The following is a 21,117-nucleotide window of genomic DNA, read 5'->3' as shown; positions in this document are numbered from 1 at the left end:
GTGTTAGGTTATATTTTATTTAATATTTTTAAGTATCTAAACAATTCATGTACAAATACTTTATAATTCTCAGCATTTATATTGATCATCAAATTATTTAATCGTTTGTCAATAGAAGAAAAACCAACTTTTAAATCTGCTTTTGAATGATGTGTGACTAGCAATAAAATCGCTTTTTCCACATCATAATAACTAATTAATAAATCAAATTCTTTGTCTATAAAATCAGTTACTACTTGATTATTTATAACACCATTCCAGTTAACATCATTAGAAGTAAAAACAGGATACTCACACACCTTATTCTTACTAGACCTACTTCTATAAACCAGAACATCAATGTTTACTTTTAAAAAGCCCGAAGTAACTAACTGCTCCACCAACAACTTTTTATTTTTAAAATAACTTTCGTCAATTAGCAAACCAACTGTCTTAATGGCATTGGAATTAGGTTGTTTTTTCTCTGCAAACAAACTGTTTTTCAACTTCCTTTTTACTGAAAATTCCTTTAAATATTTCAACAGCATAATTACTTTTCTAATTTACAAAATTAAGTATTTATGTCACAATACGAAGAGCAAATCTAAAAAACTATAACGTGGTTTTAAAACTTTTTGTTATAACCTTAACAATTAGACCCTTCCAAAAAAGGTATTAATAACAAGAAGCACAACTTAAATACATCAATTCCACAGTCGTCCCGCTATCCGTTTCAAGTTTATGGCGGCAAAACAAAAGCCCCCATAAAGCTTTTCACTACTATCGGGGCACATATCTTTGTTATTATATCACGAAAATTATGATTTAAGATATTCAATCATCGATTTTAGATTAAAGATGTACGTTTTGAATTATAAAGGAATTTCCATAATCACCACAAAACCTGAAATCCAAAATCCAAAATCCTCCAACTTCACTCTTCCAACTTCTAACTTTCCTTAAGCATCTCCATAAAGTCCGTTTCCGAAATGATTGGAATATTCAATTTACTTGCCTTTTCCAATTTAGCAGGCCCCATATTATCACCCGCTACAACATAGTCCGTTTTTGATGAAATAGAACTTCCTACTTTCCCCCCATTATCTTCAATCGCTTTCTTTAAATCATCACGAGAAAACTCCGTAAACACTCCTGAAACCACAAACGTTTTCCCTAAAAGAATCTCCGTTGCATCTAGGTTCACCTTTTCTACAACTTCAAACTGAACTCCGTACTCCTTCAAACGTTCGATAATAATAGTATTTTCTTTGTTCTCAAAAAAATCAATCACACTTTGCGCAATTCGCTCTCCAATTTCATCAACTAAAATCAAGTCCATCAAACTAGCTTTGGAAAGTGCATCAATGTTTTTATAATGTTTAGCCAATTTTTTAGCTACAGTTTCACCTACAAAACGAATTCCTAAAGCATACAATACTCGTTCAAAAGGGATATTCTTAGAATCAGCCACACCATTAACTAAATTCTCTGCTGATTTTTGAGCCATTCGCTCCAAAGGCAAAATTTGCTCCACCGTCAACTGATACAAATCAGCGTAATTATGCACTAAACCATTATTAAACAACAGAGCTACAGTTTCCCCTCCCAATCCTTCAATATCCATCGCTTTACGAGAAATAAAATGCTGAATACGACCAATAATCTGAGGCGGACATCCGTAGAAATTTGGGCAATAATGATTCGCCTCTCCTTCATTTCGCACCAATTCGGTTTGACATTCTGGACAATGAGTGATATAATGAGTAACCACTGAATTTTCTGGACGCTGCTTTAAATCAACAGCTATAATCTTAGGAATGATTTCTCCTCCTTTTTCAACAAAAACAGTATCTCCAATTCGAATATCTAATTTCTCAATTTGGTCAGCATTATGTAGGGATGCCCGTTTTACAATTGTTCCAGCCAACTGCACTGGCTCTAAATTAGCCACAGGTGTAATCGCCCCCGTTCTTCCCACTTGATACGAAATCGAATTTAATTTAGTCGAAACCTGCTCCGACTTGAATTTATAAGCCATAGCCCATCGAGGTGATTTAGCCGTAAAACCTAACTCTTCTTGATACTGTATAGAATTCACCTTAACAACTACCCCGTCCGTCTCATAAGGCAACTCATGGCGATGCACATCCCAATAGTCAATGAATTCAAATACAGCTTCTAGATTACCCGCCAATCGCGCCTCTTGCGGTACTTTAAAACCCCAATCCCTAGCTTTGTGCAATGCTTCAAACTGAGATTCAAGTTCCAAGCCTCCCCCTACAATTGAGTACAGTAAACAATCCAAAGGTCTTTTAGCTACCAAGGCACTATCTTGTAATTTCAAACTACCAGAAGCTGTATTTCTTGGATTAGAATAAGGCGCTTCCCCTATTTCTATCAATTCCTGATTCATTTTTTCGAAACCAGCGAAAGGCAAAATAATCTCCCCTCGAATATCAAATTTAGCCGGATAATCGCCTTTCAATCGCAACGGAACGGCATTTATAGTTTTTACATTATTCGTTACATCGTCCCCTTGAAAACCATCTCCACGCGTTACCGCACGCACTAATTGTCCGTTTTCATAAGTAATAGATATGGAAGCACCGTCGTATTTAAGCTCACAAGTATACTCTAATGGAACATCTCCTAGCTGTTTCTGAATCCGTTTTTCCCAGTCTAATAAATCTTCTTTAGAATAGGAATTATCCAAAGAATACATTCTTTGCTCATGAGCAATAGTTTGGAAATTTTTAGTAATTGCTCCACCTACTCGTTGCGTAGGTGAATTTTCGTCAAAATATTCAGGGTGTTTTACTTCAAGCTCTTGGAGTTGTTTTAATTTCAAATCAAAGTCATAATCCGTAATAATCGGATTATCCAAAACATAATAATTATAATTATGCTGATCAAGTTCCTCTCTTAACAACAATATTTGCGATAGAATATCCATAAAAAAATTGGCTACTTTAGTATTTATTATTGCGTACTAAAATAGCCAATTTAAAAGAAATATCATCCAAATTAGGATTCAATAATCGAATTTATTTGTTTATATAATTGTCCGTCACTCAAAAATGCACCTTGTTGAATAAGAGCAAATAACGAACTATTACGCTCATCTGTAAATTGTTTTTTACCAACTTTCATCTCAATAGTATCTGTAAACATATTATCACTCAACCATTGCAACCCTTCTTTAGTTAAAAAATCAACCTCAGGAACTAACGATTTCAATACAATCGAATTAATATAAGTATCAAAAGCTTGAAAAATAAAAATATGATTTTTTGAAAAATGCTCTAAATACTCCGCTTTTGTAAGCACACTTTCCCAGATCAAATCAGAAAAAACATCCAATTCTTGTTCTGCCACTTCTGGCTTTTCTAATTTAATTTGGTCCCACTCTGCCTTATCTATAGACTGGGTTGCTAAGAAATTAGTAAATTCCTGTGTTAATTCTTCAAATTGTTCTTTGGTCAATCTTGCGTATTTCATTCTTTTTATTTTTTTGGGACCACTAAGGCACTAAGTCGCTATGTTTTTATTTTTGCAAAGATACCAAGCACAAAGTAAAAGACATAAATATATACCTAATATTTTCTACTGAAGCACTAATAAAATCTGTGTAAATCCGTGGTTTTTTCCAAAAAACAAAACAAAAAGCAAATGATTTAACCCGTTTCATCTGTGTTCCATTTAACCATCTTTAGAATAGAACAAAAAAAAATCCCGATTTACATCGGGATTTTCTATATCTAAAATTAAAGCTAATTACTCAGCAATAATTTCGTATGGTAAATCGATAACTACATCTCTGTGTAAACGAACACTAGCAGAATATTTACCAGTACGTTTAACGATTCCAGAAGTAACAAATTTTCTATCAATTACTTGACCAGCTTTTGCTAATGCATCAACAATATCAATATTAGTAATAGATCCGAATAATTTTTCACCTCCCGCTTTAGCAGAGATTTTAATTTCGATAGCTTTTAAAGATTCAGCTAATGCTTGAGCATCAGCAATTACTTTAGCTTCTTTGTGTGCTCTTTGTTTCAAGTTTTCAGCTAATACTTTCTTTGCAGAAGAAGTAGCTAAAGTAGCAAAACCTTGAGGGATTAAGAAGTTACGACCGTAACCTGCTTTCACAGTTACTACATCATCTTTAAATCCTAAGTTTTGTACGTCTTGTTTTAAAATAAGTTCCATGTTGTTGTCCTTTTATTTTAGAAGTTAGGTTTCATTTAACTGAAAACCAACAACTGTATTTTTAAATATTATTTTAATAAATCAGCCACATATGGCATTAAAGCTAAGTGACGTGCTCTTTTTACAGCAACAGAAACTTTTCTTTGGTATTTTAATGAAGTTCCTGTTAAACGACGAGGAAGAATTTTTCCTTGCTCATTTACGAATTTCAATAAGAAATCAGCATCTTTATAATCAATATATTTGATACCTGATTTTTTGAAACGACAATATTTTTTAGTCTTGTTAGTTTCTATATTTAAAGGAGTAAGATATCTGATATCTCCGTCTTTTTTTCCTGAAGCAGATTGTTGTAATGTAGCCATGATTTAAGCTTTTTGAGATTTAAGTTTAGTTCTTCTTCTTTCAGCCCATGAAATAGCATGTTTGTCAAGACTTACAGTCAAGAAACGCATTACTCTTTCGTCACGTCTAAATTCAGTTTCAAAAGCGATTAATACTTCTGGAGCTACTTTGAATTCGAATAAGTGATAAAAACCACTTTTTTTGTTTTGGATTTCGTAAGCCATTTTTTTAAGACCCCAATCCTCTTTAGCAACCATTTCAGCACCTCTACTAGTAAGAAAATCTTCAAATTTGCTTACTGTTTCCTTCACCTGAACATCAGATAAAACGGGATTTAAAATGAAAACAGTTTCATAATGATTCATAAATATGTATGTATTTGTTAATTTGGGTGCAAAAGTAACTATTTAAAACTTATTTGCAAGACTAAAAATAAAAAAATCCGATTAAAAACACAAAAATACGATTAAAGGCAAAAAAAATCGATGAAAATTAGTTTTATATGGAAAAGATTTATATTTTTACCAAACCAAATCTTTAAAATAAAACAATATGAAACTAAACTGTGTAGTTGTTGACGATAGTTCCATACAGCGGATGATTATGGCAAAGTTAGTGAATAACCATCCTAATTTACATTTAATTGGTGATTTTTCTAATGCAATTGAAGCCAAAAGCTGTATGTCTGTTCATGATGTAGACTTAATCTTTCTAGATATCGAAATGCCAGTAATAAGTGGTTTTGATTTCTTAGACGGTTTAAAGTCCAAACCACAAATTATCTTTGTAACATCCAAAGCGGAGTATGCTATGAAAGCTTTTGATTATGATGCTACTGATTATTTGCAAAAACCTATTGCAATTGATCGCTTTAATGCATCGGTAAAAAGAGCTGTTGACCAATATCTTTATAAACATGATAATAAAGATGAAGAAGGTGAACATATTTTTATCAAAAGTAATTTGAAAAAATTAAAAGTTTACACTGCCAAAATTAAATGGATTGAAGCATTTGGTGATTACGTTAGAGTAGTTACTGAAGACGACAGCAATCTCGTTCTTTCTACTATGAAAGCATTTGAAAATGATTTACCCAAAAATCGTTTTGTCAGAGTTCATAAGTCCTACATTATAAACATTGACAAAGTAGAACGCTTTAACAGTAAGTTTGCCGAAATTGGTATGACAAAAATTCCTTTGAGCCGTAACAAAAAAGAAGATTTAGTTAGAGCACTTTCCATCGAGTAAGCCGTTCTTAATAAAAATCGACATTTACTGTTACTTTAATAGCCTTATATTGAGGAACAGCATCAAAACTATTCAGTATTTTCTGGATAGTTTTTTTTGTACTATTAATTGAGGTTTCCTGTGGAATTTTTATCATTATAGTACGTATATATTCATTCCTAATTCTGTTTATAGCGGGTTCCTCAGGACCTAGAACAGGTATTTGCAGATGTTGTGTAAGAACTTGATACAACCAGGTTGAACCTTCTTTTAATTTATCATAATCCCTTTGCTTTAAAGTCAATTTTATGATTCTAAAATAAGGTGGATAATAATAGATCTTTCGATCATACAACTGCTCTTGATACATCCCCAGATAATCATTGTTTGTTACTTGCTGGATTGTATTGTGATTAGGATTATAGGTTTGAATCACCACCCTACCTTGTTTATTCGATCTACCCGAACGTCCAGCCACCTGTGTCATCATTTGAAAACTTCTTTCAAAAGCTCTAAAATCTGGATGAAACAACATATTGTCAGCATTCATAATCCCAACCAAACTTACGTTTTCAAAATCCAACCCTTTAGCTAACATTTGAGTACCCACCAAAATATCTATTTCTTGATTTTTAAAACTATCAATTATTTTTTCGAACCCAAATTTCCCTCTAGTCGTATCTTGATCCATTCGGCCTACTTTAGCATTAGGAAACAACTGTACCAATTCTTGTTGAATTTGCTCTGTTCCAAATCCTTTGGTCGTCAAATCAATACTGGAACAATTATGACAATGCGTAGGCTTAGCGATAGAATACCCACAATAGTGACACCGCAATTGGTTTTTATGTTTATGATAAGTCAAACTCACATCACATTGCTGGCATTGTGGAACATGTCCACATGTCATACATTCCAACAAAGGCGAATACCCTCTCCTATTTTGAAACAAAATCACTTGCTCTCCCAAAGAGACAGCATACGTAATTCTTTCAATCAAAACATCACTAAAATGTCCCGACATTCTTTTACGAAAGTATTTATCCTTTAAGTCTACTAATTCGATCTCCGGCATCATCACCTTTCCATAACGCTCCTTAATTGTTGCCAATCCGTATTTTCCTGATTGCGTATTATAATAGGTTTCTAAACTTGGAGTCGCTGAACCTAACAAAACTTTTGCCTTATACAAACTCGCCAAGACAATCGCCGCATCACGAGCGTGATAACGCGGTGCTGGATCCATTTGCTTAAAGGTTTGCTCGTGCTCCTCGTCAACAATCAACAATCCTAAATTTTGAAAAGGTAAAAAAAGTGAAGAACGAGACCCTATCACAATCTGTGCCTTGGCTACATTTTGCAAAACTTGATTCCAAGTTTCTACTCGTTCATTGTTATTATATTTCGAATTAAAAACAGCAATTTTATCACCAAAATAAGTTCGTAATCGGCTTACCAATTGCGCACTTAAAGCAATTTCAGGCAATAAATACAGGACTTGCTTGCCTGTAGAAAGACAATTTTCAATTAGTTTGATGTAAATCTCAGTCTTTCCACTCGAAGTAACACCATGTAACAGACAAACTTCTTTTTCAACAAAGGATGCATTAATCGCATCAAAAGCGTTTTGCTGCGCTTCACTCAATATAATTTTATCGTCACTTGATTTCCCGCCAAATTGCACTCGGTCTTCCTGAATGAAATACTCTTCGAATATTTCTTTATTAATCAACGCTTTTACAATTGAAGCGCTACCCGAGACTTCAGTCAGTTTTTTAACAGCAATCGGCTTTTTTTCAACTGCACTTAATTGAAAATAAGCCAAGACTACCTCTTTCTGTTTATTGGCGTTTTTTAATAATTCTAACAACATTCCTAGACCTTCATTCGAATCGTATTTAGTATGTAAACGAATGTATCGAACTAATTTGGGTTTATAGGTTTCTTGAATTTCCTCTTGAAGTACAATGATATTTTTGTCAATCATTTTTTGAATGACTGGAAAAATCGTTTTTTTATTAAGTATAGCGCTAATCTCTTGAATCTTTAACAGAGACTGAATTTGTAATGCTTGATAAATCAAATATTCTTCATCCGAAAGCTGGGCATCATCAACAAATCCAGCTTCTTTTAAAACAATTTGCGTTTCACTTTCCAACAAAAATGCTGAAGGCAAGGCAGCTCGATACACATCGCCAATCGCACACATATAATAGGAGGCAATCCATTGCCAATGCTTAATTTGTTTTTCGGTAACTATCGGTCTTTCGTCGAGAATTTGCTCAATTTCCTTAGCTTCATATAAAGTAGGCTGATTTTGATGAACTTCAATAACCAAGGCAGTATATATTTTGCTTTTTCCAAAAGGGACAGCTAATCGCATTCCTTTTTGAATATAATGATACTCGGCTTCCGAGACACTATATGTGAATGTTTTAGCAAGTGATAGCGGCAAAATTACTTCAACAAAAAAAGGCATTTATTTAATTTTAGTTTATTATGAATGAAGAACTCTTTTGCATTTGAATAACAAATCCTTACAAACAGAAGCTAAGACAACTTAATCTTCAATTCGGTTTTTAGCGTTATCTTTTCTGAGTTTATCGATGGTCGCATTCAACTCAAAACCTAATAATAAAATCATACAGTTGATCCAAATATAAAACATCACAATCAGCAACGTTCCAATAGACCCATACAATTCATTATACTTAGAAAAATGAACCACCCATACTCCAAAAAAATAGGAGATTACAATTGTCAAAACAGTTGTAAACACTGAGGCAACTGATATAAATGCACCATGGTATTTATGTTTTGTCCCAAATTTGAATAAAATGGAAGTTGTGATTAAAACCATCAAAACTAAAAAAACATACCTTCCTAAAATAATCATTGGAATACTATCACTGAGGATGTCTTGAACTGCTTTCAATTGAATAACAACTTCAAAAACAACAATGATTGCTACGGTAATTATTAATAAAAATGACAAAGCTAACGACATCCCTAATGCTACTAAATATTGTTGAAAAAATCCTCTTTTTACCAATACATGAGCTGATTTTTCAAATCCCCCAAGGATCGCATTTAATCCATTAGCCTGTAAAAATATAGACAAGAAAAAACCCGTTGATAATAAGCCTGAATGACTATTATTCAAAATATCGTCAATAATACTTTCGATAGCAGAAAAGGTATTTGGCGGTACACCATCAGCAACAAATTTTAAAAAATCTTGTTGAAATCCTTCAATTGGGATATATGGTATTAAATTTAAAATAAATAAAGCAAAAGGAAATAATGCCATGAAAAAACTAAACGCAATTGATCCAGCACGATTAGAAAAAGCACTCTCTGTCAGCCCTAACCCATATAATTCAAGTAAATCATAGAGCGTAAGTCCTTCTAACTTTGGAAGTTTTATTTTTTTTAATCCCTTAACTAAGTTTCGTAGTATAGGAACCCGATTGAATATTTCTTCAATTTCTGCTGACATTAATGATATAATTTATTGCTAGAGTAATTCAATTTATAGTTTTTAAAACACATAGGGGCATCTTTTTATTTAGAAAAAAGTAAGGCACTTTGCTTCTTTTTAGTAAATCATAGCTATGTGAACCCAATTTATTTGGACTATCTATTCCATTTTTATCTATGTTCCTGCTTGTCACCAGAAAGATCTATGTGTTTAAATATAATCATCAATCACAACCAATATTCGTTCTAAAATGCTTTTAAACTTAAATCCATATTATAAATAGAATGTGTTAATGCGCCTGAAGAAATGTAATTCACTCCACACTCAGCATATTGACGAATCGTATCTTCATTGATATTCCCTGACGATTCAGTCAAGCATTGATCACCAATAAGTTTCACCGCTTCTTTTGTCATTTCGTAATCAAAATTATCCAAAAGGATACGATAAACACCACCGCTAGCTACTATTTCTTTAACTTCATCTAAATCTCTAGCTTCAACAATTATTTTTAGGTCACGATTTTCTCTTTTCAGATACTCTTTAGTTTTAGCAATCGCCAAACTAATTCCGCCTGCAAAATCTATATGATTATCCTTTAACATCACCATATCATAGAGTGCAAAACGATGATTTTCGCCACCCCCTATTTTTACGGCCCATTTTTCGGCCACACGAAAACTTGGTGTTGTTTTACGTGTGTCTAATATTTTAGTATCGGTTCCTGCTAATAGTTGCACATAACTATTGGTTTTCGTCGCAATAGCCGACATACGTTGCATGGAATTCAACACCAATCGCTCGGCTTTCAAAATCGATTGTGAACTTCCTGATACATGAAAAACAACATCACCAAACTTTACTGGCGTACCATCTGCAATAAAAGTTTCTATTTTCAAACTGGCATCAACATATTCAAAAACCATTTTAGCCAAAGCCACACCAGCAATAATCCCTTCGTCTTTCACCAATAATTTCGCTTTACCTTGTGCATCTGAAGGAATACAAGCTAGCGAACTATGATCTCCGTCCCCTACATCCTCACGGATAGCATTTGCAATTAAAATTTGTAACTCGTCTTGAAATTGTGATTCACTAATCATTTTTAAAGAAATTTAATATAAGGCTAAATTAGAATATATTTTGTGGATATAAAAGAATATAGGTATAATGAAATGCAATACTAGAGCTATAAAGTACAACTACTTACGCATTCCATTTATATAAAAGTAGTTTTTATTTATAATAAAAAATTATAACACTCTAAAAAACAAAGAACTATAAGAAACACTTGTTAATTTTTTGTAAATTTATGTTTCGAAAAATCTATTATTTTTTTTAAAACAATCTGCAACATGAAAAAAATTTTAAAAATTATCGGACTTTTGATTATCTCCTTATTTACCATTGCTGCTGCTGGTTATGTCTACATAAATGCAACCGATGTTCCAAAATACGAGACTTTAAAGATAGATTATCAAGTAAAAAGTGACTCATTAACCATTAAAAGAGGTAAAAAACTAGCATTAATGCTTTGTGCAAACTGCCATATGAATCACGAAACAGGCAAACTTACAGGAACCAAAATGCTCGATGCTCCTACAGAATTTGGAGAAATTTATTCTCAAAATATTACTCAAGATAAAACATATGGAATTGGAAATTGGACGGATGCCGAAATCTTATACTTATTGCGAACAGGTGTAAAAAAAGATGGACAATATACGCCTCCTTATATGGCTAAATTACCCCATATGGCGGATGATGACATAAACGCAATCATTTCCTTTTTAAGATCAGATGACCCACTTATGAAAGCAGACCCAACACCTGACACCCCCACAAAACCAGCTTTTTTAACTAAATTATTATGCCGTGTTGCTTGGAAACCTTTTCCTTTACCTAGCGAAAAAATTCAACTTCCAGACACTACAAACACCGTTGCACTTGGAAAATATTTAGCAATCAATTTAGATTGTTATTCATGTCATTCTGCCGATTTTAAAACAAATAACTTTTTAGAACCAGAATTAAGTAAAGGATATTTTGCTGGTGGAAACAAGCCCTTAAACCGAGACGGAAAAGTAATGCTGACACCTAATTTAACACCAGATAAAGAAACAGGCATCGGAAATTGGTCAAAGGAAAAATTCATCAAAGCAGTACGCTTTGGAATAGTCGATGATAAAACCAGTTTAGCTTATCCTATGACACCCTATACACTGCTTACAGACAAAGAAGTTGCTGCTATTTATGATTATTTACAAACGATTCCTCCAATAAAAAACAAAGTGCAAAAGTCGCAAGCCAATTAATTTTATTTGTTAAATCTTTTTTTGTTATAAACTGAAGAAGTAATTTTAACCCTAAAACTAATAAATGCAACAACTCGAACATTGGGATATCCTTTTAAGTAATCAAGTAGCCAAAAAAGATTTCATCACAAGTCTCATAAATCAAAATGCTAATGGTGAATTGCAACCTTTTAATTCTAAAAAAGGGATTCTTTTTTCTGATTTAGCCATCGAAAAATTCATTGAAAAGGAATATCAATACGATTCAGTTGAAGCCGCACCTGAAACCCATCGCCAACTAAGAACTTTTTCATCGGGAGAACGTAAAAAAGCATTTCTAAAATACTGTATAAAACAACAACCTGACTTTATTATACTGGACAATCCGCTAGACCACTTGGATCATTTTTCCAGGAAAGAATTGGTATTACAATTAGAAAACTTAGCACAACATATTATATTTATTCAACTCATTAATCGTCTTGATGATGTATTGCCCTTTGTCATTAACAAACGACAAATAAAGGACAATTCGTTTGTGCTGGAACCCATAAAACAAAAAGAATCAACTTCAAACCCTTTTACATTAAAACCAATTCCTTCATCCATTGACTCGATTGTTTGTCCTGGAACGGTATTAATCCAAATGAATAATTTATCGGTAAGTTATAATGAAAGACCTATTTTAAACAATATCAATTGGACTATCAAAAAAGGAGAATTCTGGCAACTTATAGGACCAAATGGTTCAGGAAAAAGCACCATCCTTTCATTAATTTCTGGAGATAACTCCAAAGGCTACGGACAAGACTTACATCTCTTTGGTATGAAAAAAGGAAGTGGAGAAAGTATTTGGGATATCAAGAAAAACATCGGACAATACGCCACCGCCATGACCGATTTATTTCAAAAAAAACAAACTGTAGAACAAATGATTCTTTCTGGATTTTTTGATTCTGTTGGTTTATATACACAACCTTCCACCCTACAACAAAAAAAAGCTGACGAATGGTTCGATTTTCTTAACATGACTCATCTGAAGAAAAAATCATTTCTCGATCTTTCCATTGGTCAACAACGACTGATAATGATTGTTCGTGCTGTACTCAAACACCCGCCATTATTAATTCTAGACGAACCAACAGAAGGACTCGATGATGAAAACGTCGAATTAGTAACCCAACTTATCTCTCATTTAGCCCAAGAAACGGAGATTACAATTCTATTTGTTTCTCATCGTATAGAAAAACTTTTGGCACCCAATGCCGTTTATGAATTAACACCAACTGAAACTGGGTCAATAGGTCAAATCCGAACTTTTGAGTAACCAGAGTGATTAATTAACCGCAAAATGCGCTAAAAAGGAATACAGATTTAATGAATTAAAAAAATTTTAAAGGACTTTACGAATAACTTAGTACACTTTGCGGTTAAAGGAAACACAAATTTGAGAAATTAAAGAAATTTAAAATATCTTACTAGGCTTCTTTAAAAACTTAGCGCACTTTGCGGTTAAACCTTTTCAACTAGTTTTCTATCTTTGCTTTTTAGAACCTTTTCCCATGAACATCAAACTCATTGCCATAGGCAAAACCGACAATAAAGCATTACAAACCTTAATCGACGACTATACCAAAAGACTGTCTTTCTACATTAAGTTTGACTTAGAGATTATTCCCGATATCAAAAACGTCAAAAACTTATCTGAAAGTCAGCAAAAGGAAAAAGAAGGTGAACTCATTTTATCTAAAATAAGTCCAACCGACCAACTGGTTTTATTAGACGAAAACGGTAAAAACTTTTCGAGTGTTGGTTTTTCAGAAGAATTACAAAAGAAAATGAACTCTGGTATTAAGACTTTAGTTTTTGTTATTGGTGGCCCTTATGGTTTTTCGGATATGGTTTATGCCAAAGCCAAAGGAAAAATTTCACTCTCCTTAATGACCTTTTCTCACCAAATGGTACGACTTTTTTTCATCGAACAATTATACCGTGGTTTTACAATTTTGAGAAACGAACCTTATCACCATCAATAATCTTTACCGCCTTACTCAATTTCAGATTAAATTACTAATTTTCAATATATTAAGTTAGGTTTTAGGTTTTTAAATAATTTATTTTCATTACATTTATATGAATATTTATTCCAATTTAATGTTTAAATAACTATTTACCAACCTCTAAAATGAACTATTATGAAAACTATACTGAAGTTAGTTTTTCTTTTACTTGTTCTTGTTAGTTTTTCATCTTGTGATAAAGACGATGATGATAATAAAACCAACAATATGATTACTTTTAAAGCTGTCCTAAATGGCGCTAGCGAAGTTCCAGCAAACTCTTCAACTGCAACTGGTACGGCAGTTTTGACATTTGATAACGTTACTAAAATATTTACTGTTAATGTTATTTATACCGGTTTAACGGTAACTAATGCCCACATACACAAAGGAGCTGTTGGGGTAAGCGGTTCACCAGTATTTGGATTTAGCACTTTTATTTCTCCTATTAATTATACTAGCGTTGCTTTAACCACTGAGCAGGAAGCAGATTTAAAAGCCAATCTTTACTATGTAAACCTGCATAGTTCCGCTTATAGTGGGGGTGAAATTAGAGGCCAATTAATTATGCAGTAATTTTTAAAAACTGCTCCAGTTTTAACCTTGATTACCCATAGGACAAAGACCTGTATGCTTTAAAAAAAATCATAATGCAGTTTATAAAATAAATTTTGGAAACAAGACATCACTCCTAGCCCCAACAGCAACGGAAAGCCTTTGTGGAGGAGCAAACCATAATTTTCTTGTATAGGTAGAGCGACCAACGGAAGCTCCTAGCTATTCAAGAAAATGGTTTGAAACCCACAAAGCTTGAAGTGAATGGTGGGACTGTTGATTATTTTGGAAACGAATTCCTTCTGCTTCTAAAACTACGAATCAACCCAATTGAAATCAGAGCAATCTGCAAGTTCTATAACCGAAATTGGATTTTTTTGACGGTGTTTTTTACCTACTTCCACAGTTTCCCAAAATGCAGTAACATTTGCTGGGAAAGGAATTTTAAAATCGGTCACAGATTTCAAATTTTGATTAGGATATACCTGAACAACAACACCATATATGTAATTAATTAAGTCATAATTTGTAAAATAAAGTTTGAAGTCATCTCGCAACTCTTCACTATCTGCAAAACAAACAGCACCTGAATGAAAAGTTTCATTCATAAAAGGTAGCTGAATAATCGATTCTATTTTTTTATAAATAGTAGACTTCATTTTTTTTAGTAACTTGTATATTACTAATTTACCAATTTAAAACAGATCAAAATGAAAAAAATAACGATGATTTTTGGTGTACTTTCAGTACTGACAATTGTGTCCTGTAGAGATAAAAAAGAGCACAGTCCGCCACCGCCTCCACAGGTTGAGTCAACATCTGAAGAGCCAAATGAAGAAGCCAATGGCACTTCAATAAGTATTGGTTCAGATGGTGTAAATATCCAAACTAAAGACGAAAAAAAAGAAACTAATGTTAGTGTAGAAGATGGTGAAGCCAAATTAGAAATCAAAAAATAGCATTTCTTTGCTCGTTTCTAATCAATAGCAAATACAAACAGTACCTTGCTTTTACCAAACAAACTGAGACAATTTGTTAATGAAACATACTTTATCTATCCTTTGTTTATTTTTAGTAATTCTGTAGTTTTGGTAATACAACAATTAACTCACTAAAATATCCTAATATATTTAACTAAATTGTATTCCTCAATAATTAAGTATAAACAATAATATTTGAATGATAAATTTTATATTCCATGGCAAAAGTATCAATCTACCTTAATTTCCCTGGTACAGCAGAAGCAGCCTTTACTTTTTACAAAAAAGTATTCAAAACTGAATTTGTAGGACCTATTATGTACATCAAAGACGTTCCTTCACAAGACGGAAATCCTCAATTTTCAGAAGAAGACGGCAAAAAAGTAATGCATGCTTGCCTACCCATCTTGGGAGGAACGCAGATCATGGCAACTGACATTGTTGAATCTATGGGACACCAACTAATTGCGGGTAACAATATTCACATTAATCTAGAGCCAGATAGCAGAGAAGAGACGGAACGATTGTTTAATGCTTTATCAGAAGGTGGTTCTGAAATCGAACCTTTACAAGATATGTTTTGGGGTGATTATTGGGGAAGTTGTTTGGATAGATATGGAATTCGTTGGATGTTTAATCATCACCCTACTGAATAATGAAACTTTATCCCCTCTTAAACGTTGTTTAAAAAATGATGTTAGCACACATTTTTTTAATAAAACTAATCTAGAATAAAAAACTATGAATGCATTATATCCTTGCTTGTGGTTTGACGGTCAAGCGAAAGTGGCCGCAGACTATTATTGTGCTATTTTTCCAAATTCGAAAATAATAAGCGAAAACAATATTGTGGTGCGATTTGAATTAAATGGCTATCCTTTTATGGGATTGAATGGAGGTCCTCAATACCAGTTTTCGCCTGCAAATTCTTATGTGATAGAATGTGAAACTCAAAAAGAAATTGATCACTATTGGGAAAAATTAGGCACTAATGGCGTCTATAAACAATGTGGTTGGTTAGAAGATCAATTTGGTGTTTCCTGGCAAATAGTGCCCACTATTTTAGGCCGATTAATGGCTGATATTGAAAAAGCTCCTAGGGTAATGCAGGTCTTTATGCAAATGACTAAGTTTGATATTGAGACATTAATGAAAGCATAAATAGAAAAACGATTGCTTATCTAAGCCAAAAAACATCATACGCAAAACGGACTAAGGTCCCCACAACAACGATTAAAAAGAAGATACGAATGAATTGATTCCCTTTATTTATTGCTAATTTGGCACCTATCCATCCTCCTAATGCATTGCTTACAGCCATAGGAATTGCGATTAACCAAATGATTTTTCCTTTGAGCATAAACAAGCAGATTGACCCAAAATTTGTCGCTAAATTAACCATCTTGGCGTTGGCTGAAGCATGCAAAAAGTCAAATCCCATCAAGGCTATAAATGCTACGACAAAAAAACTTCCTGTGCCTGGCCCTATAAAACCATCATAGAAACCTACAATAAAACTAATCAAAGCGGCATTGATAATTTGCTGGCGAGGAGTCATGTTTTTTTCGATATGCTGTCCAAAATTCTTCTTTGCATAGGTATAAATAGCTAACAACGAAAGAATAAAAAGCAGCAACGGCTTCATAAAATCATTACTCATATATGTCAACAAAGTGGAGCCTGCAAAAGCAGAGGGCAAAGCAATCAGCATCATTAAAAATAATAATCGCCAATTCATCGTTACCTTTTTTAAATATTGAAAAGCAGCGAAAGAAGTGCCACTAAAGGCTGGGATTTTAAGTGTACCAATGACTGTAGAGACAGGCAAATTTGGCAATAATATCAATCCTGCAGGCGTTTGAATCAATCCACCTCCACCTACAATGGCGTCAATAAAACCAGCAGCAAAAGCCGCAACACAAAGTAAAATTAGGATATAAGATTCCATGTTAAACCATTAAAAAATAATCCTGCAAAAGTAAGATTCCAAAATGGATATAAACACAGCATTTGAAGTTAATTCTATCCAAAAAAGTATATTTTTGTGACTTAAAAATCACGAAATAATGAATACATCCCATTTTATAGAATTACTATCGTATACTATTCCTTCTTTAATTACTGGAGGAGTTGCTTACTATTTATTTGATGCTCATTTTAAAGACCAACAAAATACAAGACGTTGGTTGTTGCAAAAAGAAACCAAACCTGCTGTTTTACCACTACGCTTACAAGCGTATGAGCGTATGACTTTGTTTATGGAACGCATTAATCCTTCGCAATTATTGGTTCGAATCCAACCGATATCAAATGACAAAACAGAATACCAAAACTATATAATAGCCCAAATCGAACAAGAGTTTGAACATAATTTGGCTCAGCAAATTTACATATCGGCAAAATGTTGGTCGGTTATACTAACTGCCAAAAATGCCACAATACAAATGATTCGCATGGCTGCACAAAACGAAAAAGTAACTGATGCAGATAGTTTAAGAGAACGCGTTTTGAATGATTTATTCGAAAAAATAGCACCCAGTAGTACCGCTATCGCTTTTATCAAAGACGAAGTGAGTGAGTTGTGGTAGGTTATATTTCGATTCTACTAAGAGTCTAATATTTTATTTAAAAAAATTAAAAAAAACACCACAAATTACACGAATTAGCACAAATTTATTAACCTTGCTAATTACACTAATTTAAAAAAAGTTGTCAAACAACTTTAAACATCATTCCCTCATTAAGAATGAAGATGTACATAAATGTTTTTTAATTAATTAACTATTATTATAAAAGTTACATTTCCTTTAAAAAGCAATTTCAATTAGTGTAATTATTATTTTAAATAAAAACAATTTGTGCTAATTCGTGTAATTTGTGGTTAAAAACACACAATCATTGGCTTGATCTATAACTCTTTCAACAAACGATTTAACTGAAATTGTTCCGCTTCATTTAATTCTGACAAAACATGCTCAAAAGAAGCTTTCATTCCTTCTTCTTTGAGCATTTTTCGTATTGTATCACGACCAAATTTAGAAAACTGCCACATATGATGTGTTTTCGCTTTTACTAAGTTCTTAAGTACTTCATCATTCGTCAATCGAAAACCTACCAATTTTTCTAATGCATTTTGGCGCGTTATCGCTTCGTAATTTGGTGATGAATACTGTATCAGTTCGTTTATGAGAACAGTCTTATCGGCCAAATAATCGGAAGTAGACAATGCTAATGACAACCACAACGTTCTTAAATTATAGTCATTAAATCCAATCCAGTTTTTAGATTGATTCAAATAATCAATACGCTTTTCTGGGAAGTTTTTCCATAAATAATACAAAGCAATTTCTTGTGTTTGATACGATTTATCATGTAGAAGAGTTTCGTATTCTAAGCGGAAATCTTCCGAGATTTTTGGCAAACTCACTGCTACAATTTGTCTGACGGCTATATCTTGGGTAGCTAAAGCCAACTCTAACAACTCTTTTTTAGCTTTAAATTTTTCTGATTTTAATTGATTAACAATGGCTTTTTTGACAAATGAATCTACTTCCGATTGCAGGACTTTTTTAAAGAAATCCTGCTTCTCGATTAAAGGCGTAGCTTTCAAACTTTCAACTTCAAACAGCAATTGCATCATTTTATTTTTCAACAATAACTTATTCGCTTCTTGCGTATTAAATCGGTAATCCTCAAGCCAAACTTTACTAAAAGAAACTAAATCGAAATTCGATACCTTTCTAATTTCTTCAAAAAAATCATTTGTAGTAACCGATTGATATTGGTGTTTCTTTAAATAACTTTTTACCGCTTTCGCAAAAGCTTTATCACCGATAGCTTCATTCAAAACAAACAATGCCCAAGCTCCCTTTTGATAAAAAGTCAACGAACTCGCTTTGGCGTTCAAAACGGGAATCGTATCGGTTCGAGATGCATATTTTAATTGCTGTGCCGACTCATACATTTTGGAATAAAAATAATCATCTCCCTTAATATCTCTTTCTGCTAGCAACGCATAATAGGTTGCAAAGCCTTCTTGCAACCAATGATGTGTTCCACTCTCAGCCGTAACCAAATCTCCAAACCATTGATGGGCTAATTCATGTGCATCCACATTCGTATAACTTCGATCTTCAAAACCAATCGAATCCACCACATACCGACTCGAAAAAATAGTCGAACTGGTATTCTCCATTCCTGCATACAAAAAATCACGAACAGGAATCTGACGATATACCTTCCAAGGATACTTCACTCCTATCTTCTTTTCGAGAAAATCAAAAATAGCAACCGAATGACGATAGGTCGTTTCAAACTTAGCCGCTTCTTCTTTTTCTAAGTACATTTCTAGCGGAAGTCCTGATTTCGATTTAGCGGTATATTTATCGTATTTCCCAATCGCTAACATCAATAAATAAGAACTCATCGGTTTGCACATTTCATAGCTCCAAGTGGTTTGCTTTATCGAATCTATTTTTGCCTTCAAAACACCATTCGAAACCACCTGATAGTCTTTATCAAAAGTAATTTGAAGTTTAAAAATTACTTTCTCATTCACATCATCAAAACTTGGAAACCAGTTACTGGTATACCTTCCTTGTCCTTGTGTCCATATCTGAGAAGCAATAGCCGAACTCCCTCCTTCAAAATTTCCAACAAAATATAAGGCCTGCTTAGGGAAAGCTTTGTAGTCAAATTCTAATTTATTTTTTCCTTTTTTGAATTTAGATATCAGTTGTAATTGAGTCCCCGTATTTCTATAAACAACAGCTTCTCCATTTAATTTGACATTTTCAAATGCCATCTTTTGAGCATCTATCCTTATGGTGTCAATCGACTGCAACACTTCAAATTCATAATTCACCTGCCCTGATATGGATTTTTCTTGGGTATTTAATGTAATTATTCCTAAACAATTTTTAAAATCAACTGAATGGCTTTGTTGTGCGAAAATAAAACTGGAGAGAAAAAGAAATAGGTATTTAACCATGCTTATATAATTAATTGGCTTTTTTCAAAGAATCTTCATCCCATTTTTTAGGATTGTTCTTGATATAATAAAAAATTGTTCGAAAGGACTCAAAGTTACGCACTATATGGTCATGATAATTCGATTGCCAGATAATTTCTTTATGAGTAGCCTTAAGAATATTCATTTTTTTGGTTGTAACCGACTTAAATTGACCGACGAAAGAGGAGATAGATTTTGGTTTTCGGGAAAATTTTGGACTGTTTATTGGTTCGATTATTGGTAAATGCACACGTTTATCCGTAGTAATATGATTTGTTTCATCTATATGTAAAGAGGCACTGCAGTACCTCTCTACACCATCACAATCACCTATAACATCACGATTTCTTTCGTCCACCTGAAATAAAGAGGCACTGCAGTGCCTCTCTACTCTATCACAATTTTGTACGGTATCACAATCCTTTACCTCCGCAGGTTGAGAGATACATTCTTCCTTTCTATCACCATTCGATTCGCCCTCAGGTAGAGAGGCACTGCAGTGCCTCTTTACATTATCGAAATCCCCTCTAGCATCATGATCTCTTACATCGACAGGTAGAGAGGCACTGCAGTGCCTCTCCGCATTATCCTTTTCTTTATCAACATCTATCGTATTATTCAAAAAATAATTTTCAATTAAAACCTCCTCTTTTATTTCAATTAACAAATGAATATGATTGGGCATAATAACCCAATTATGAAAAATCCATTTATCCCGTATCCGAACCGAATTATGAATTTCAGTCTCAATAATTTTTCCTAAATCATTTAAAACGATTTCATTATTTACAATCTCTCCAAAAATGGATTCCCTATTTAGAGAAACAAGCGTTAAAAAATAAATGCCTTCATTAGAATAATCCCAATTTTTCAATCGGTTCGATTCTATTCTATATTTATAATTAAAAAGTGTCATCAGTAAAATTAGCTAACTCAAATTTATTGAAATTTCGTAAATAAATAACTGCAAATT

22 protein-coding genes are annotated in these 21,117 nt (G+C 33.1%); 9 read left to right on the top strand and 13 right to left on the bottom strand.

All coding sequences use genetic code 11. The annotated features are described in order from the left end of the window. Nucleotides 1-8: 8 nt before the first annotated feature. The 6 genes from SLW70_RS11745 to rpsF all read right to left on the bottom strand — a co-directional run bounded on the left by SLW70_RS11745 (nucleotide 9) and on the right by rpsF (nucleotide 4,901). Nucleotides 9-527 carry a DUF6913 domain-containing protein gene (locus SLW70_RS11745; RefSeq protein ID WP_320888594.1) on the bottom strand — a complete coding sequence of 173 codons (519 nt, stop codon included), beginning with the start codon at nucleotides 525-527 and terminating at the stop codon, nucleotides 9-11. Nucleotides 528-928: 401 nt separating this feature from the next. Next, on the bottom strand, nucleotides 929-2,932 hold the full coding sequence (ligA, locus tag SLW70_RS11740; protein ID WP_320888593.1) for an NAD-dependent DNA ligase LigA: 2,004 nt from the start codon (nucleotides 2,930-2,932) through the stop codon (nucleotides 929-931). A gap of 71 nt (nucleotides 2,933-3,003) precedes the next feature. Then, a complete protein-coding gene (locus SLW70_RS11735; RefSeq protein ID WP_320888592.1) occupies nucleotides 3,004-3,477 on the bottom strand; it encodes a DUF6495 family protein in 474 nt (157 codons plus the stop codon). 276 nt (nucleotides 3,478-3,753) lie between these two features. Next, nucleotides 3,754-4,191: a 50S ribosomal protein L9 gene (gene rplI / locus SLW70_RS11730; protein WP_320888591.1), complete on the bottom strand. Its 438-nt coding sequence runs from the start codon at nucleotides 4,189-4,191 to the stop codon at nucleotides 3,754-3,756. Between the two features lie 68 nt (nucleotides 4,192-4,259). Next, on the bottom strand, nucleotides 4,260-4,556 hold the full coding sequence (rpsR, locus tag SLW70_RS11725) for a 30S ribosomal protein S18 (RefSeq protein WP_007138295.1): 297 nt from the start codon (nucleotides 4,554-4,556) through the stop codon (nucleotides 4,260-4,262). A 3-nt stretch (nucleotides 4,557-4,559) separates the two neighbouring features. Then, nucleotides 4,560-4,901 (bottom strand): 30S ribosomal protein S6, encoded by a 342-nt coding sequence (gene rpsF / locus SLW70_RS11720; RefSeq protein ID WP_320888584.1) that lies wholly within the window; start codon nucleotides 4,899-4,901, stop codon nucleotides 4,560-4,562. Between the two features lie 187 nt (nucleotides 4,902-5,088). Between rpsF and SLW70_RS11715 the strand changes: the two genes are divergently transcribed. After that, nucleotides 5,089-5,784, top strand: coding sequence for a LytTR family DNA-binding domain-containing protein (locus tag SLW70_RS11715; protein ID WP_320888583.1), 696 nt, complete (start codon nucleotides 5,089-5,091; stop codon nucleotides 5,782-5,784). Nucleotides 5,785-5,791: 7 nt separating this feature from the next. Here SLW70_RS11715 and priA read toward each other — a convergent pair whose 3' ends face one another. The 3 genes from priA to nadC form a co-directional block, all read right to left on the bottom strand. Next, a complete protein-coding gene (gene priA / locus SLW70_RS11710) occupies nucleotides 5,792-8,242 on the bottom strand; it encodes a primosomal protein N' (protein WP_320888582.1) in 2,451 nt (816 codons plus the stop codon). A gap of 81 nt (nucleotides 8,243-8,323) precedes the next feature. Further along, nucleotides 8,324-9,262, bottom strand: coding sequence for a YihY/virulence factor BrkB family protein (locus SLW70_RS11705; RefSeq protein ID WP_320888581.1), 939 nt, complete (start codon nucleotides 9,260-9,262; stop codon nucleotides 8,324-8,326). A gap of 227 nt (nucleotides 9,263-9,489) precedes the next feature. After that, nucleotides 9,490-10,347 (bottom strand): carboxylating nicotinate-nucleotide diphosphorylase, encoded by an 858-nt coding sequence (nadC, locus tag SLW70_RS11700; protein WP_320888580.1) that lies wholly within the window; start codon nucleotides 10,345-10,347, stop codon nucleotides 9,490-9,492. Between the two features lie 252 nt (nucleotides 10,348-10,599). Here nadC and SLW70_RS11695 point away from each other — a divergent pair, with 252 nt between their 5' ends. The 4 genes from SLW70_RS11695 to SLW70_RS11680 all read left to right on the top strand — a co-directional run bounded on the left by SLW70_RS11695 (nucleotide 10,600) and on the right by SLW70_RS11680 (nucleotide 14,174). Next, nucleotides 10,600-11,559 (top strand): cytochrome c, encoded by a 960-nt coding sequence (locus tag SLW70_RS11695; RefSeq protein WP_320888579.1) that lies wholly within the window; start codon nucleotides 10,600-10,602, stop codon nucleotides 11,557-11,559. Nucleotides 11,560-11,623: 64 nt separating this feature from the next. Beyond that, nucleotides 11,624-12,865: an ATP-binding cassette domain-containing protein gene (locus tag SLW70_RS11690; protein ID WP_320888578.1), complete on the top strand. Its 1,242-nt coding sequence runs from the start codon at nucleotides 11,624-11,626 to the stop codon at nucleotides 12,863-12,865. Between the two features lie 235 nt (nucleotides 12,866-13,100). Then, nucleotides 13,101-13,574: a 23S rRNA (pseudouridine(1915)-N(3))-methyltransferase RlmH gene (gene rlmH, locus SLW70_RS11685; protein ID WP_320888577.1), complete on the top strand. Its 474-nt coding sequence runs from the start codon at nucleotides 13,101-13,103 to the stop codon at nucleotides 13,572-13,574. A 159-nt stretch (nucleotides 13,575-13,733) separates the two neighbouring features. Then, the gene (locus tag SLW70_RS11680; protein ID WP_320888576.1) at nucleotides 13,734-14,174 is read left to right on the top strand and encodes a CHRD domain-containing protein; all 441 of its coding nucleotides are present in this window, start codon (nucleotides 13,734-13,736) and stop codon (nucleotides 14,172-14,174) included. Nucleotides 14,175-14,467: 293 nt separating this feature from the next. Here the strand turns inward: SLW70_RS11680 and SLW70_RS11675 are convergent, their stop codons facing one another. Next, entirely contained in the window at nucleotides 14,468-14,812 is a 345-nt protein-coding gene (locus SLW70_RS11675) for a hypothetical protein (RefSeq protein ID WP_320888575.1), read from the bottom strand. A 51-nt stretch (nucleotides 14,813-14,863) separates the two neighbouring features. Here SLW70_RS11675 and SLW70_RS11670 point away from each other — a divergent pair, with 51 nt between their 5' ends. The 3 genes from SLW70_RS11670 (at nucleotide 14,864) to SLW70_RS11660 (ending at nucleotide 16,294) form a co-directional block, all read left to right on the top strand. Next, nucleotides 14,864-15,112 carry a hypothetical protein gene (locus tag SLW70_RS11670; RefSeq protein WP_320888574.1) on the top strand — a complete coding sequence of 83 codons (249 nt, stop codon included), beginning with the start codon at nucleotides 14,864-14,866 and terminating at the stop codon, nucleotides 15,110-15,112. 239 nt (nucleotides 15,113-15,351) lie between these two features. After that, nucleotides 15,352-15,789: a VOC family protein gene (locus SLW70_RS11665; RefSeq protein ID WP_320888573.1), complete on the top strand. Its 438-nt coding sequence runs from the start codon at nucleotides 15,352-15,354 to the stop codon at nucleotides 15,787-15,789. A gap of 85 nt (nucleotides 15,790-15,874) precedes the next feature. Further along, nucleotides 15,875-16,294: a VOC family protein gene (locus SLW70_RS11660; RefSeq protein ID WP_320888572.1), complete on the top strand. Its 420-nt coding sequence runs from the start codon at nucleotides 15,875-15,877 to the stop codon at nucleotides 16,292-16,294. 16 nt (nucleotides 16,295-16,310) lie between these two features. Here the strand turns inward: SLW70_RS11660 and SLW70_RS11655 are convergent, their stop codons facing one another. Then, nucleotides 16,311-17,081 carry a sulfite exporter TauE/SafE family protein gene (locus tag SLW70_RS11655; protein ID WP_320888571.1) on the bottom strand — a complete coding sequence of 257 codons (771 nt, stop codon included), beginning with the start codon at nucleotides 17,079-17,081 and terminating at the stop codon, nucleotides 16,311-16,313. A gap of 118 nt (nucleotides 17,082-17,199) precedes the next feature. On the opposite strand from SLW70_RS11655, the gene SLW70_RS11650 reads away from it, so the two are divergent. Further along, nucleotides 17,200-17,721: a hypothetical protein gene (locus tag SLW70_RS11650; RefSeq protein ID WP_320888570.1), complete on the top strand. Its 522-nt coding sequence runs from the start codon at nucleotides 17,200-17,202 to the stop codon at nucleotides 17,719-17,721. Between the two features lie 320 nt (nucleotides 17,722-18,041). Here SLW70_RS11650 and SLW70_RS11645 read toward each other — a convergent pair whose 3' ends face one another. Next, nucleotides 18,042-20,123: a M1 family metallopeptidase gene (locus SLW70_RS11645; protein WP_320888569.1), complete on the bottom strand. Its 2,082-nt coding sequence runs from the start codon at nucleotides 20,121-20,123 to the stop codon at nucleotides 18,042-18,044. 10 nt (nucleotides 20,124-20,133) lie between these two features. Continuing rightward, nucleotides 20,134-21,060, bottom strand: coding sequence for a transposase (locus SLW70_RS11640; protein WP_320888568.1), 927 nt, complete (start codon nucleotides 21,058-21,060; stop codon nucleotides 20,134-20,136). Nucleotides 21,061-21,117 lie beyond the last annotated feature (57 nt).

This window comes from Flavobacterium sp. NG2 (assembly GCF_034119845.1).
Classification (GTDB): Bacteria; Bacteroidota; Bacteroidia; order Flavobacteriales; family Flavobacteriaceae; genus Flavobacterium.
The sequence above is the reverse complement of the archived record's forward strand: the minus strand, read 5'-3'. Positions and strand labels throughout refer to the sequence as shown.

Coding starts and splice junctions, on each gene's coding strand:
- SLW70_RS11690 (WP_320888578.1), top strand. CDS start 11,624: ATGCAACAACTCGAACATTGGGATATCCTTTTAAGTAATCAAGTAGCC.
- rlmH (WP_320888577.1), top strand. CDS start 13,101: ATGAACATCAAACTCATTGCCATAGGCAAAACCGACAATAAAGCATTA.
- rpsF (WP_320888584.1), bottom strand. CDS start 4,901: ATGAATCATTATGAAACTGTTTTCATTTTAAATCCCGTTTTATCTGAT.
- SLW70_RS11670 (WP_320888574.1), top strand. CDS start 14,864: ATGAAAAAAATAACGATGATTTTTGGTGTACTTTCAGTACTGACAATT.
- SLW70_RS11745 (WP_320888594.1), bottom strand. CDS start 527: ATGCTGTTGAAATATTTAAAGGAATTTTCAGTAAAAAGGAAGTTGAAA.
- SLW70_RS11640 (WP_320888568.1), bottom strand. CDS start 21,060: ATGACACTTTTTAATTATAAATATAGAATAGAATCGAACCGATTGAAA.
- SLW70_RS11655 (WP_320888571.1), bottom strand. CDS start 17,081: ATGGAATCTTATATCCTAATTTTACTTTGTGTTGCGGCTTTTGCTGCT.
- SLW70_RS11695 (WP_320888579.1), top strand. CDS start 10,600: ATGAAAAAAATTTTAAAAATTATCGGACTTTTGATTATCTCCTTATTT.
- nadC (WP_320888580.1), bottom strand. CDS start 10,347: ATGATTAGTGAATCACAATTTCAAGACGAGTTACAAATTTTAATTGCA.
- SLW70_RS11705 (WP_320888581.1), bottom strand. CDS start 9,262: ATGTCAGCAGAAATTGAAGAAATATTCAATCGGGTTCCTATACTACGA.
- SLW70_RS11680 (WP_320888576.1), top strand. CDS start 13,734: ATGAAAACTATACTGAAGTTAGTTTTTCTTTTACTTGTTCTTGTTAGT.
- rpsR (WP_007138295.1), bottom strand. CDS start 4,556: ATGGCTACATTACAACAATCTGCTTCAGGAAAAAAAGACGGAGATATC.
- SLW70_RS11660 (WP_320888572.1), top strand. CDS start 15,875: ATGAATGCATTATATCCTTGCTTGTGGTTTGACGGTCAAGCGAAAGTG.
- SLW70_RS11715 (WP_320888583.1), top strand. CDS start 5,089: ATGAAACTAAACTGTGTAGTTGTTGACGATAGTTCCATACAGCGGATG.
- SLW70_RS11665 (WP_320888573.1), top strand. CDS start 15,352: ATGGCAAAAGTATCAATCTACCTTAATTTCCCTGGTACAGCAGAAGCA.
- SLW70_RS11645 (WP_320888569.1), bottom strand. CDS start 20,123: ATGGTTAAATACCTATTTCTTTTTCTCTCCAGTTTTATTTTCGCACAA.
- ligA (WP_320888593.1), bottom strand. CDS start 2,932: ATGGATATTCTATCGCAAATATTGTTGTTAAGAGAGGAACTTGATCAG.
- priA (WP_320888582.1), bottom strand. CDS start 8,242: ATGCCTTTTTTTGTTGAAGTAATTTTGCCGCTATCACTTGCTAAAACA.
- SLW70_RS11735 (WP_320888592.1), bottom strand. CDS start 3,477: ATGAAATACGCAAGATTGACCAAAGAACAATTTGAAGAATTAACACAG.
- SLW70_RS11650 (WP_320888570.1), top strand. CDS start 17,200: ATGAATACATCCCATTTTATAGAATTACTATCGTATACTATTCCTTCT.
- rplI (WP_320888591.1), bottom strand. CDS start 4,191: ATGGAACTTATTTTAAAACAAGACGTACAAAACTTAGGATTTAAAGAT.
- SLW70_RS11675 (WP_320888575.1), bottom strand. CDS start 14,812: ATGAAGTCTACTATTTATAAAAAAATAGAATCGATTATTCAGCTACCT.